Raw genomic sequence first — 13,310 nt, forward strand, 5'->3', positions numbered from 1 at the left:
GCCCGCTAAGAAATTAGCGGGCTTTTTCGCATCTCCAGACTTAAAAAGATTTGTACAAATCACTTATCACTTCTTGAACGCAACTAAGCACTCCGCCACACTCAGAAAGAACCCACAAAAAATTAATGCCCTTTTCGTTCGTTCCAGTGTTGAATCAATTTGATATTTACGTCTAGTTGTATCTACTCATCAATAAAGACTTCTTTAGCGGCATTGATAAGCTGCAAATGGATTGGGACGAGGTCAGCATGATTCGTTCGATATCCACCTCCAACGACAGCTGCGACAGGGATACCTCGAGATTTCACTGTTTGCATTAAAAATCTATCACGTTCTAAGATCCCTTGCGTCGACACATCAAAATATCCAAGCTCATCGTCTTGATGTATATCGACACCAGCATCGTAGATAACTAAATCAGGGCGATGAAGATTAAGTGCCATATCGACCACTTCTTTAAACGCCATTAAAAAGTCCTCATCACCTGTTCCTCGCACCAAAGGCACATCGAGATCAGACCGAGGCTTCCTCGCTGGGAAGTTTTTATCACAGTGGAAAGAAAGCGTGATGATATCTGGCTCATCGTCACATAAAGTTGCTGTTCCATCCCCATGGTGAACATCACTATCAATGATCAATACTTTATCGACATGCTCGACTTCGAGCGCTTGCCTGGCCGCGATCACTAAGTCATTAAATAAACAAAAACCACTGCCAAACTCTTTGTGTGCGTGGTGATACCCACCACTCAAATGAATGGCCACACCGTACTCAAGTGCCTTTTTTGCGGTCAGAGCCGTGCCCGCTGCTGACGTTAGCGTTCTGGTAATGAGAGACTCACTCCAAGGAAAACCTATTCGGCGCATCTTCGCAGCTGGCATGTTTCCACTAACAAGTAACTCGACGTATTCCTCGTCATGAACACGTTTTACTTCCCCAACAGTTAATGCTTCGGGCTGGAAAAACTGCGTGTGCTCTTTCCAGTTATCTTTCTCTATATGCACCAATACCGATTCATAGAGGTACTGGTATTTCATAATTGGGTAACGATGCCCCTCTGGCAACTCAAGTTGAGAATAAATCGGGTGGTAGATAAATGGCAGCATGAGAAATTCTTAATAACAATGGTAACGAAATAGTATCAACTTAAAGGGTTGAATAAAACGCAATTTAATTGATAATGATTTTCAATATCAATTAAATTTAATATACATATGAATTCTACTTTCTTTGCTATTCTCGGCGCACTGTTTGGCTCTCTTTGTGCCCTGTCCCTATTTTCATCTCTTGTTGTTGGTGCGTGGTGGTTGGTTGATTTTATTGTGCTCAACTAACACAATGACTTTCAACTGAAATCAAAAAAACATAGGTGTTTGTATGAGTCAAACCGTCTTTATTACCGGAGCAAATCGCGGCATTGGCCTTAGCTTAACTGAGCTGTACCTGAAGCAAGGCCACCAAGTACATGCTACTAGCCGTTCCTTAGAGAACAGTTCAGAACTACAAACTCTAGCCTCACAATTCAGCAATCTAGTTTTGCACGAACTGGATGTCACGCACTACGAACAAGTCGCTAAGCTTGCCGATAAACTCCCTGCCATCGACTTACTCATCAATAATGCAGGATATTACGGCCCCAAGGGATATGGCTTTGGAAATACTGACGTAGAAGCATGGCGTAAAGTCTTCGAAGTAAACACCATTGCTCCGTTAAAACTGGTTGAGTACTGTTACCCTCGCTTACAACAAGGCAAGATGAAAAAGATTGCTTGTATCTCATCAAAAGTCGGCAGTATGACCGAAAATACGTCCGGCGGCGGCTATATTTATCGCTCATCGAAAGCGGCGCTTAACTCGGTTGTTAAAAGCTTAAGTAATGATTTAACACCTGAAGGGTTTACTGTTTTGGCGCTTCACCCTGGTTGGGTAAAAACGGCGATGGGCGGGCCAAATGCTTTGATAGATACGCAAACCTCCGCGCAAGGCCTAGCGAACGTGATAGAACTGAGCACACCGCAGCTTTCAGGTCGATTTATTAACTACGATGGTACTGAGTTACCTTGGTAGCAGCATTAAGACACAACCATCACTAAACCAAATACCATCAAAGCCAGGCTTCATAATCGTGACTTGGTTGGCAAACATAATGTTCATCAGTGATCCACCAGCATAATTCGCGCAATCTAACTTGAATTTATCTACATCCAATCCAGACTTAGGAAAAAGTAGAACAAATAAGGAGAAAGCTCGATGGCAGCAGATAGGGATTTGGTTAATTTTAGCGAAGAGCACGAACTAAATTACTGCTTGAGAAGTGCTGGTAAACGCCAAACTCAAGCGAATCGAGATACATTAGTTGACTTGGGCAACCAGGTGAAAGAGGTACTGGACAAACGCGTGTTAACTCAAGGTGAAGTAAGAGGCGCGATCCAAAACCACGGTGACCTGTTCGAGTAATCTATTTTCAAGCATGCGCGGTGTTTAATTACGCCGCGCTTGTCCTATGCCTACTTACCTTTGGTTGAACGAGATTTAGTCGCGCCACCATTCTTTGAATAACTGCGCTTTTTACGTTTAAACGCAGGACGTTCCACCTTGGGTAGATGACGTAATGAATCAGGGATAGGCCCTGCTTTTACTTGTGCCATCAAGCTATCAATGCGTTGTTCCAGTGCTTGCATGAACGGCTGATATGCTTGATTTCTCTCTGCCATACCTTGTAACTGGTGCTCCCAATGAGCCGTCATATCAGGGTATGTTGAATCTTCTGGCAAGGCATGAATGAGACCTCTTCCCGCAGGAGAACTGAGAATTGACTTACCTTGACGCGTAAGCAGTTGGCGTTTGAACAGCGTGTCCAAAATACCAGCGCGAGTCGCTTCCGTGCCTAGCCCATCAGTGTCACGAAGGATTTTTTTCAGTTCTTTATCCGCAACATAACGGGCGATCCCGGTCATCGCTTGCAACAGCGATGCCTCGGTAAAATGCTTTGGTGGCTCGGTTTTTCGGTCTTTTATTTCCCCTTCACGACAAGTTAACACGGTGCCTTCGGGTAGCGGTGGCACGGCATCAATACCTTCATCTTCCTTGTCAGTTTTGCCCATTAGCGCTTTCCAACCCGGCGAAACTAACTGACGACCTTTCGCGACAAACGTACCACCAGCGATATCGAAAACCAATTTCGCTTCTGCGTAAACCGCCGCCGGATAGAACTGCATGAGGTACTGGCGCGCAATCAATTGATACACTTTCATCTCATTGCCGGAAAGCGCATTCACATTAGCTTGCTTCGGTGTAGGGATAATCGCATGGTGCGCATCCACTTTTTTATCGTTCCAGGCTTTGGACTTTAATGTTAAGTCTGCTCCCTGAACGGCAACTTGCAACTCTTTTGCGTTATTCGCAATAGCAGTTGTCACCATCCCTGCTTGTGAGTAGTGTTCCATTGGTAAATAGCGACAATCTGAACGCGGGTAAGTGATCAGCTTGTGCTTTTCATACAATGCCTGACAAGTATCTAGTACTTGTTGCGCACTCATACCATAGCGCTTCGCGGCATCGATCTGTAAAGCAGATAACGAATAGGGTAATGGTGCTGATTGCTTGGTTTGCTTTTGTTCCGACTCTGTCACTTTTGCGGGTTGATTTGCAATACGGTTTGCAACATTTTCCACCAACTTACGGTTTAATACTCGACCTTCTTCGTCCTGCCAAGGCTTGCATGCCTCACTTGGCTTCCAACGAGCACGAATATCAAAAGTACCATTGGCATCTTGATATGGGATCAGAGCATGTAGGGTAAAATAGTCCTTCGGGACAAAGTTTTCGATTTCTTCATCACGACGCACCACTAAGCCAAGAACTGGCGTTTGCACTCGCCCTACCGAGAGAACACCTTGATACCCTGCTTTTTGACCAAGCAAGGTATAAGCACGAGACATGTTCATGCCATACAACCAATCAGCCCGAGAGCGAGCCAATGCAGAAACTGAAAGTGGGATAAACTCGCGATTACTGCGCATAGAACTGAGTGCGCGTTTCACCGCAGGTAAGTTCAAGTCGGAAATCAGCAAACGCTGTGTGGATTCCTTCTTGGTTTTAGATAACTTGCAATAGTCCAGAACTTCATCAACTAACAGCTGACCCTCTCGATCTGGGTCTCCTGCATGAATGACTTCGTTAGCTTCTTTGAGCAATTTACGAATCACTGTTAATTGCTTACTTGCACTTTTCCTCGGTCTGAGCTGCCATTGCTGCGGAACAATTGGTAAATCTGCCATATTCCACTTTTTGTAACGCTCATCGTAAGCGTCGGGTTCGACCTGTTCGAGTAAGTGGCCGATACACCAAGTAACGATATCCCCGTTCCCACAGCGGATGAATCCTTGATCTTTCTTTTGAGGGTTTGGCAGTGCAGCGGCAATCGCACGGCCTAAACTTGGTTTTTCAGCAATAAACAGACGAGACATAACGTTTTGGAAACAAATATAATTAGGGCCACATTATCGAATGTAGCCCTAATAAATCAAGAAAAACTGTATAAATAAACAGTCAGTATATTTGAGTTTTCAGTTATAGAAACTCAACAAACTGAGAAAGATCACGCTCAGGAACTTTCATCGGTGTACAACCAGGCGTGCCTAAGTACAAGAAACCAACAATCTCATCGTCACCTTCTAAACCAAATGCTTGATGAACTTCTGGATGGAACATCCACTTACCTGAGCGCCAAAATCCTTGAAAGCCTTGCGCTACGGCTGCCATTTGCATCGCTTGTACAGCACATCCCGCAGATAAGTGTTGCTCTAGTGCTGGTACTTTCTCATGTTCTGTTACTTTAGCAATAACAGTGATCACCATTGGTGCGCGAAATGGGGCATTCTTTACCTTTTCGACCACCGCTTCATCACTATTTTCAGCTTCTGCCGCTTTTACCAAGATATCTGACAGTTTTTTCAAACCATCGCCCTGTGCGATAACGAAACGCCAAGGGGTTAATCCCGCATGGTCAGGCGCACGAAGGCCTGCACGAATGATGTTCTCAAGTGCTTTACCTTCTGGTGCAGGCGCGGATAACTTCGCGATAGATCGGCGATTGAGCAAAAGATCGAGAGCGTCCATGAAAGAATCCTTATTGAATATCGTTGTTATTTTGTTTACGCCACTTTAGCACAATCTGCTCCTGCGAATAACAACCGGTTTTCTGGGGGCTTGATAACGTGCTTCACTTAACATCAAACTGGGTTTAATGTTAATTTATTCGCGAAATGAATAAGTTGAACATAGGCAGGTTGATGAACAAGGACAAACAAAACAGCATTTACGAAAAGATCGTTAATGACGAAGATGCCCGTGCCTGTAAGGCGATTCCTGAATCAGCTTGTCATCAAGTTCCCGGCAACTTTCTTAAAATCATTCTCGCTCAGTTTTTAACGAAGGTCGGCGATGCGTTAATCAACCCTAAAGTCACGTTGCCGTGGATACTACAAAGTCTCGGAGCTCCGGTTTACTTAATTGGTTGGCTGGTTCCTATTCGTGAGTCAGGATCCCTTATCCCACAACTTAGCATCGCGCACTACATCCGACGCATTCCAGTAAGAAAATGGGTCTGGGTAATTGGCAGCATCTTGCAGGCTCTTTCCATATTTGCAATCGGATTGGTCGCATTAACTCTAACAGGAGCAGCTGCGGGTTATGGTGTGATTGCATGCCTTGTGATCTTCAGCCTCTCACGCGGTTTAAATTCCGTCGCATCAAAAGATGTATTGGGCAAAACCATCCCTAAAAACCAACGAGGTCAAGTCAACGGCTGGTCTTCAAGCGCTGCTGGCCTAGTTACGCTGCTTTTCGCTAGCCTTCTGGCACTAGCCTGGTTATGGGACGTAGAGCCGACAGAGCGCTTTTACGGTCTGAGTTTAGGCTTAGCGGGCGTCATATGGCTCATCGCTGCATTCGTCTATGCGCGAATTAATGAGTATGCCGGTGAGGTAGATGGTGGTAGAAATGGCGTCCTTGAGGCATTTAAACAACTCGCGTTACTTAAAACAGACGTGACCTTTCGTCGATTCGTTATCACGCGGACACTATTTTTATGTTCTGCGCTGAGTGCACCGTACTACGTTGTGCTGGCACAGCAATCTCTCGGTGGACAACTCTGGGTGCTAGCTCTCTTTATGTTTGCGAGTGGCTTGGCCTCCTTTGTGTCAGGTCCTTTCTGGGGAAGAATGTCCGATCGCTCTAGCCGCAGTGTGATGGTCATCGGCGCAACGATGAGCGCGCTACTTGGCGTTGTTTTATTTGTTTACGATACGTGGGTCACCGCTAGCCAAAGCTTCCTATTCGTGATTCCTCTGCTCTACTTTTGTGTGTGTATTGCCCACGACGGAATACGAGTCGGACGAAAAACCTACTTAGTTGATATCGCAGAAGGTGACAAGCGGACAAGCTATGTAGCCGTGAGTAACACGGTGGTTGGAATAATGCTGCTTCTAATGAGTTCTCTTGGTGTTATGTCGAACTTTTTGAGCCTTTCAGCAGTGGTGTTAGTGTTCTCTTTTATTACTCTTGCTGGCGTAGTAATGGCCAAACAACTGCCAGATATCAGTGACTAGTTCTATACAAAAAAAGCTGCGCTCAAAGCGCAGCTTTCATGGTAAACACACATTAAAAAGCTAGAGTTTTACCGCCAATTTAACACCTTGACGAATCGCACGCACAGCATCAAGTTCACCCGCATGGTCAGCTCCGCCAATGATATGAATCTTCTCTCCAAGTTCAGACCATTTATCTTCAAACGGGCGTACAGACTCTTGCCCAGCACAAATGATAACTTTGTCTGCATTAAGTACCTGCGCGCTTCCGTCTACATGAATGTGCAAACCTTGATCATCAATTTTATCGTAAGACACACCACCGACTAAATGTACGCCCCGTTTTTCAAGGGTACGTTTATGGATCCAACCTGTCGTTTTACCCGGACCTTTACCTACACGACCTTTACGACGCTGAAGTACCCAGACTTCTTTATCGCTGACCGCATCAGGGTAAGGGTATAAACCACCCGGCTGAGACATCTCCTTGTCGATTCCCCATTCATGCAACCAGTCATCCAACGTTTGTCCAACTGGCTCTGTGAGCATGGTCGCGACATCTACGCCAATGCCACCAGCACCAACGATAGCCACTTTCTCACCGACTGGCGTTTTGTCTCGAATGAGAGTTTGATAGTCGACGACTTTCTCTGGGTTATCAATTCCATCAATATTGACTTTACGTGGCTCAACACCCGATGCCATCACTATCTCATCGTATTCTGTGAGTAAGTCATAGTTCGCTTCCGTCGATAAGTGCAGATTCACGCCTGTTTCATCAATACGGTTAGCGAAATATCGTATCGTCTCTCGAAACTCTTCCTTACCAGGGATCTGCATCGCAAGACGGAACTGACCACCGATGCGGTCGTTCTTTTCGAACAAATCAACCTTATGGCCACGTTCAGCCAGTGTGGTCGCACAAGCCAAGCCCGCAGGTCCAGCACCAACAACTGCAATGTTTTTCTTTTTAAAGGCTGGTTCAACAACAATTTCGGTTTCATAGCACGCTAGAGGGTTCACTAAGCAACTGGCGCGCTTACCTTTAAACACGTTATCTAGACACGCCTGATTACAACCAATACACGTATTAATAAGCTGCGCTTTTTCCTGTTCGGCTTTAGCAACAAAGTAAGGATCGGCCAAGAATGGGCGCGCCATCGAAACCATGTCGGCATGACCTGAAGATAAAATGCGTTCTGCTTCATCTGGCGTATTTATACGGTTGCAAGTGATAATAGGAACCGAAACGTGAGGTTTAACTTTTTCCGTAACCCATGTAAACGCACCACGTGGTACTTGAGTCGCAATGGTCGGAATTCGAGCCTCGTGCCAACCAATGCCAGTGTTAATAATCGTGACGCCAGCCTCTTCAAGCGCTTTCGCCAATTCGATAACGTCTTCAAATGTGCTGCCCTGCTCGACAAGATCCAGCATAGAGAGACGGAAAATGATGATGAACTTGTCGCCCACCGCCTTACGAACCGCTTTAACAATTTCTAACGGAAAACGCATACGTTTTTTGTAACTGCCACCCCATTCGTCGTAACGCATGTTCGTGCGCTTACATAAGAATTGGTTTATCAGGTAACCTTCCGAGCCCATTAACTCGACGCCATCATAACCAGCAAGCTGGGCTAACTCAGCGCTGTTCGCAAAGGCATCAATGGTTTTCTTAATCTGGCGGTCGCTCATTTCACTCGGAGCAAACTTTGCAATTGGCGCTTTAATGCCAGACGCACTTTGCGAGAATGGATGCATGGCATAACGCCCAGCATGAAGAATTTGTAGGGCAATTTTGCCACCGTGCTTGTGCACCGCTTCTGTCACAACTTTGTGGGCCTTAGCATGCTTTGGCTTGCTGAACTCAGCACTCAACGGGTGCAAACGACCGCGTAAGTTAGGAGAAAAACCTCCGGTTACAATCAGTCCAACACCGCCTTTCACGCGTTCTTCATAGAAAGCCGCGAGCTTCTGTAATCCTTCTTTGTGCTCTTCTAAGCCCGTGTGCATTGATCCCATCAGGACTCGGTTTCGTAATTGTGTAAAACCGAGATCCAGTGGCTTTAATAGGTTTGGGTACATGGCAGACATCACTTAACATCCATTGTTATTATCATGGTCTGACCAGATTAAGCCCGCTCAACCAAAAAATCAAACAAGCGTTTACATTTTTGTAACACCGATCAATCTCGCGTGAAAATATGCCAATTGTTGAGTGGTCGTGATAAGCTAAAAAAATGTTATCTTTTGAGATCTTAGAGATAAGAACCCATACTTTGTTAGACTCGGCGTAACTATCTCGTTATGGAGACAAGATGAAAAAACTCTTCAAATTTATTGGTTTGATATTTAAAGGGATATGGAAGAGCATCACCTTTATCAGACTCGCACTGGCAAACCTGATCTTCTTGCTGATGATTGCCGTTTTCTACTTTGCTTTTACTTATACCGGAGACGGTCAACCCGTCGTCGAAAAAGAGTCGGCATTGGTGATGAACCTTTCAGGTCCGATTGTCGAACAAAGACGCTATGTAAATCCAATGGACTCTTTTGCTGGTTCCCTTTTGGGCAATGAGTTACCGAAAGAAAACGTCCTTTTCGATATCGTTGATACTATTCGCTACGCGAAAGACGATCCTAAAGTGTCTGGATTAGTGCTAGCACTGCGAGACATGCCAGAAACAAATCTCACGAAACTACGTTACATCGCGAAAGCGTTGAACGAATTTAAAGCGTCAGGCAAACCCGTTTACGCCGTAGGTGATTTCTACAACCAAAGCCAATATTACTTGGCAAGTTACGCTGACAAAGTTTATCTGGCACCTGATGGTGGTGTATTGATTAAAGGTTACAGCGCTTACTCAATGTACTACAAAACGTTACTTGAAAAGCTTGACGTTTCTACTCATGTTTTTCGCGTAGGTACTTATAAATCCGCTATCGAACCGTTTATTCGTGATGACATGTCCGATGCGGCGAAAGAGTCAGCAACACGTTGGGTTACTCAATTGTGGAGTGCTTTTGTTGATGACGTAACAACAAACCGAAACATTGATGCGAAAGTGCTTAATCCAACCATGGATGAGCTGATTAACGAGATGAAGTCTGTAAATGGCGATATTGCTCAGCTCGCAGTCAAATTGGGGCTAGTGGATGAACTTGCTACACGCCAAGACATTCGCACTCTATTTGCAAAACAGTTTGGTAGCGACGGCAAAGACAGCTACAACGCGATTGGTTACTACGACTACCTTGCAACGATTCGCCCCGATTACACACTACCTCAGCACGACATCGCCGTTGTTCTAGCCAGTGGCGCGATTATGGACGGTCAACAACCTCGCGGAACTGTTGGTGGTGACACGGTCGCAAGCTTGCTGCGTCAAGCACGCAATGATGAAAAAGTGAAAGCGGTCGTGTTGCGAGTAGATAGCCCAGGAGGCAGTGCCTTTGCTTCTGAAGTGATTCGTAACGAAGTAGAAGCTCTGAAGCAAGCAGGTAAGCCGGTTGTTGTATCCATGTCGAGTTTGGCCGCTTCTGGTGGTTATTGGATTTCAATGAGCGCAGACAAAATCGTTGCTCAGCCAACAACCCTGACGGGCTCCATTGGTATATTTAGTGTCATCACCACATTTGAAAAAGGCTTTAGCAAGTTAGGCATTAATACTGATGGCGTTGGCACATCGCCGTTCTCAGGTGACGGTATTACCACTGGCCTTTCTGAGGGCGCGTCTCAAGTGTTCCAATTAGGTATCGAGCACGGTTACAAGCGCTTTATTTCTCTAGTTGGCGAGAATCGCGATATGTCTCTAGAGGAAGTTGACAAAGTTGCTCAAGGTCGAGTTTGGACTGGCCAAGATGCACTATCCTTTGGTCTTGTCGATCAAATGGGTGACTTTGATGATGCTGTAGAGCTAGCGGCGAAACTAGCGAACTTAACCGATTACGGCATTTACTGGGTAGAAGAGCCTCTTTCACCTACTGAACTATTTCTACAAGAGTTTATGAAACAGGTGAAAGCCTCTCTAGGTATTGATGCAACAAGCTTGCTACCAAAAAGTCTTCAACCCGTAGCTCAACAATTCGAACAAGACGCAAGCTTGCTCCAAAGCTTCAACGATCCTAAAGGTCAATACGCATTTTGTTTGAACTGCCAAGTGCAGTAGTTTTTCCATCAATATTACAAAGGGCACTTCTACTTGAAGTGCCCTTTTTATTAGGCTTTGCATCTCCTCAGATGACTTTCTGATGCTGTACGTATAGCCTCGCATCTCAAGGTTATTTAGGTATATAATCCCCGCCTCTGTTCCCCTACACGAAAGAAAAAACGATGACTAGAAAACACATCTACATCGCTTACACCGGTGGTACCATCGGAATGCAAAAATCCGACCACGGCTATGTGCCTGTTGCTGGCTTTATGGAAAAGCAATTAGCAAGCATGCCCGAATTCCATCGTCCTGAAATGCCGGATTACACCATCCACGAATACGACCCTCTGATTGACTCATCAGATATGACACCTGCTGACTGGCAGCAGATTGCGAATGATATTCGTGACAACTATGACAAATACGATGGTTTCGTTATCCTACATGGTACTGACACCATGGCGTACACAGCGTCCGCATTGTCTTTCATGCTTGAAAACCTTGGTAAGCCAGTGATTGTAACGGGTTCACAAATCCCTCTCGCAGAGCTGCGTTCTGACGGCCAAGCAAACCTATTAAACGCACTACATATTGCGGCAAACTACCCGATCAACGAAGTAACTTTGTTCTTCAATAATCAATTGATGCGTGGTAACCGCAGCACAAAATCTCATGCAGACGGTTTTAATGCCTTTACTTCACCAAACCTTCCTCCACTATTGGAAGCTGGGATCAATATTCAAGTTAGCAACAGCATAACCGTTGGTGCACAACCAGAAGGTGAGTTTAAGGTTCACAACATCACGCCACAACCAATCGGTGTGATCACCATGTACCCTGGTATTTCACACGAAGTTATCCGCAACACGCTTCGTCAGCCCGTGAATGCGATGATTCTTCTGACTTTTGGTGTCGGTAATGCTCCTCAGAACCCTGAGCTGCTTGGTCACCTGAAAGAAGCCTCTGAGCGCGGCGTTATTGTCGTAAACCTAACTCAGTGTTTGGCAGGTAAAGTGAATATGGGCGGATATGCTACAGGTTGTGCTCTCGCAGACTCTGGTGTTATCAGTGGCTTTGACATGACGCCCGAAGCGGCGCTGGCAAAACTACACTACCTTCTAAGCCAAAACCTTTCTTACGAAGAAGTAAAAGAGAGAATGCAACAAGTACTACGTGGTGAAATGAGCCTGTAAGTTCAAGCTTTCTACGATCTAAAAAGCCCAATACAATTTGGGCTTTTTTCTTTTAAAATCAAAATAATAAAATTTTGAGAAATAAGGCGTAAGGATTAATCAATGTTCGGATTGACACGAACAATATCGCTCTCTTCTCCGCTGAATTGTTTTTTAAGCTCTTGTTTTGATTTAAAACTGATTTCACCACCGGCTGCAACCGTCATATGCTGCGCATCAGTATTATGTTTTGATTGATACAACATCACAGCTTGCATACACGAATCTCGCTGCTCTTTAGAAAGTGTTGTACCCTCAGGCCATCTTCCCGTTTCTACTGCATACACTAAGCGATCATAAACTTCTGGAGTCATCGCTTGTAATAGTTGTTCTGCGTCCATAGTGTACCTTCTTATTACATTCTATTTACAGAACATAACGGGTTAAGAAACTGAGTCAAGAATACGAAAATGAATTGGTGTAACGGATCACAAGCAAAGCCATGAAAAGAACAAACTGGTTACTTCTCAGCCTCGCATGTTTTGCGCTATCGGGCTGTTTTGAAGGTAACGTGACAACCGAAGAGTTGTGCCAAAAAACACCAGAACTGCGTTGCGAGCAGCTCAATATGGATGACGGCCAATGTCGAATTCCAAGAACAAATTTGGTTTGGCATCGGTTTGAGCAATTGAAAAACCCATCAGAGGCCAACCAAATCATCGAATACGGTCTGGTCGCTGAATATAGGAAGTGCTTAGAACTCGCCTCCCAGATCACCCCTATTGATCAAAGTGCTCTCAAAAGACAACGCTTTAATGCATTGGTACACAGTATTGATGAGCTAGAGCGCATTGTAAACGAGTTAAAAGGCTCAGAAGACCCGGCTACTTTGTATTTCTTATGGTCTCAAACGGGAGATACTCAAGCTCGGCGCGCATTTTTACAAATGGAAGGGTCTCCCCAATTAAATAATGCTGAGATGCAATATGCATTAGCCACTTTTTATACCAACCGAGATACCAAGAAAACCCTGGAGCTTCTTAATAACGCGTTGTCTTTATCTGATGAAGACAACATCAATCCGGTCATTCTCAAGTCAATGGCAAGTATTCATCAGGGGCTTGGAGACAAAGAGCAAGCGTATCTATGGGCAATGGTCGCGAAGAGATTCGACGTACCGCTTGCTGATGAAAAGCAGCTCCAACGTATGTTCAATTTCAGTCATCCAGAGCGATATAAGCAGTTGGATGAATTAGCCGAATTGGTGGCGAAAGCCATAGAGAGAGGGAACTACTCTCCAGCAATGATACCCAAAGAGATATAAACGAAAAAACTCCCGCAATTGGCGGGAGCTTTTCTTTGGGTGGAACTACACTCTGTTTTCTACTTACAAC

General features: G+C 45.1%; 11 protein-coding genes. 6 read left to right on the top strand and 5 right to left on the bottom strand.

Annotated features, from left to right (window positions below; translation table 11 throughout):
* Positions 1 to 182: 182 nt before the first annotated feature.
* Entirely contained in the window at positions 183 to 1,106 is a 924-nt protein-coding gene (locus CAG68_RS14895) for a histone deacetylase (RefSeq protein WP_161441320.1), read from the bottom strand.
* Between the two features lie 271 nt (positions 1,107 to 1,377).
* On the opposite strand from CAG68_RS14895, the gene CAG68_RS14900 reads away from it, so the two are divergent.
* The gene (locus CAG68_RS14900; protein WP_005384911.1) at positions 1,378 to 2,067 is read left to right on the top strand and encodes an SDR family oxidoreductase; all 690 of its coding nucleotides are present in this window, start codon (positions 1,378 to 1,380) and stop codon (positions 2,065 to 2,067) included.
* Between the two features lie 183 nt (positions 2,068 to 2,250).
* Entirely contained in the window at positions 2,251 to 2,457 is a 207-nt protein-coding gene (locus CAG68_RS14905; RefSeq protein ID WP_005380717.1) for a hypothetical protein, read from the top strand.
* Between the two features lie 50 nt (positions 2,458 to 2,507).
* On the opposite strand, the gene CAG68_RS14910 is transcribed toward CAG68_RS14905, so the two are convergent.
* Together CAG68_RS14910 and CAG68_RS14915 are read right to left on the bottom strand one after the other, a co-directional pair.
* Positions 2,508 to 4,469, bottom strand: coding sequence for a DNA topoisomerase III (locus tag CAG68_RS14910; protein WP_042522502.1), 1,962 nt, complete (start codon positions 4,467 to 4,469; stop codon positions 2,508 to 2,510).
* Positions 4,470 to 4,572: 103 nt separating this feature from the next.
* A complete protein-coding gene (locus CAG68_RS14915) occupies positions 4,573 to 5,121 on the bottom strand; it encodes an NAD(P)H nitroreductase (RefSeq protein ID WP_005380711.1) in 549 nt (182 codons plus the stop codon).
* A gap of 173 nt (positions 5,122 to 5,294) precedes the next feature.
* On the opposite strand from CAG68_RS14915, the gene CAG68_RS14920 reads away from it, so the two are divergent.
* Complete coding sequence (locus CAG68_RS14920) at positions 5,295 to 6,611, top strand: MFS transporter (RefSeq protein ID WP_086046941.1); 1,317 nt, start codon at positions 5,295 to 5,297, stop codon at positions 6,609 to 6,611.
* A 60-nt stretch (positions 6,612 to 6,671) separates the two neighbouring features.
* On the opposite strand, the gene CAG68_RS14925 is transcribed toward CAG68_RS14920, so the two are convergent.
* Positions 6,672 to 8,684 carry an FAD-dependent oxidoreductase gene (locus tag CAG68_RS14925; RefSeq protein ID WP_161441321.1) on the bottom strand — a complete coding sequence of 671 codons (2,013 nt, stop codon included), beginning with the start codon at positions 8,682 to 8,684 and terminating at the stop codon, positions 6,672 to 6,674.
* A 224-nt stretch (positions 8,685 to 8,908) separates the two neighbouring features.
* Here CAG68_RS14925 and sppA point away from each other — a divergent pair, with 224 nt between their 5' ends.
* Together sppA and ansA are read left to right on the top strand one after the other, a co-directional pair.
* Complete coding sequence (gene sppA, locus CAG68_RS14930; RefSeq protein ID WP_161441322.1) at positions 8,909 to 10,759, top strand: signal peptide peptidase SppA; 1,851 nt, start codon at positions 8,909 to 8,911, stop codon at positions 10,757 to 10,759.
* Positions 10,760 to 10,923: 164 nt separating this feature from the next.
* Positions 10,924 to 11,937, top strand: a complete 1,014-nt coding sequence (gene ansA, locus CAG68_RS14935; protein ID WP_005384922.1) for an asparaginase — start codon at positions 10,924 to 10,926, stop codon at positions 11,935 to 11,937.
* 95 nt (positions 11,938 to 12,032) lie between these two features.
* Here ansA and CAG68_RS14940 read toward each other — a convergent pair whose 3' ends face one another.
* On the bottom strand, positions 12,033 to 12,317 hold the full coding sequence (locus CAG68_RS14940) for a YeaC family protein (RefSeq protein ID WP_005380700.1): 285 nt from the start codon (positions 12,315 to 12,317) through the stop codon (positions 12,033 to 12,035).
* Positions 12,318 to 12,418: 101 nt separating this feature from the next.
* On the opposite strand from CAG68_RS14940, the gene CAG68_RS14945 reads away from it, so the two are divergent.
* Positions 12,419 to 13,240: a DUF2989 domain-containing protein gene (locus tag CAG68_RS14945; RefSeq protein WP_161441323.1), complete on the top strand. Its 822-nt coding sequence runs from the start codon at positions 12,419 to 12,421 to the stop codon at positions 13,238 to 13,240.
* Positions 13,241 to 13,310: the final 70 nt, after the last annotated feature.

The sequence above is a fragment of the Vibrio sp. V42_P2S4T144 genome, assembly GCF_009904715.1.
Classification (GTDB): domain Bacteria; phylum Pseudomonadota; class Gammaproteobacteria; order Enterobacterales; family Vibrionaceae; genus Vibrio; species Vibrio alginolyticus.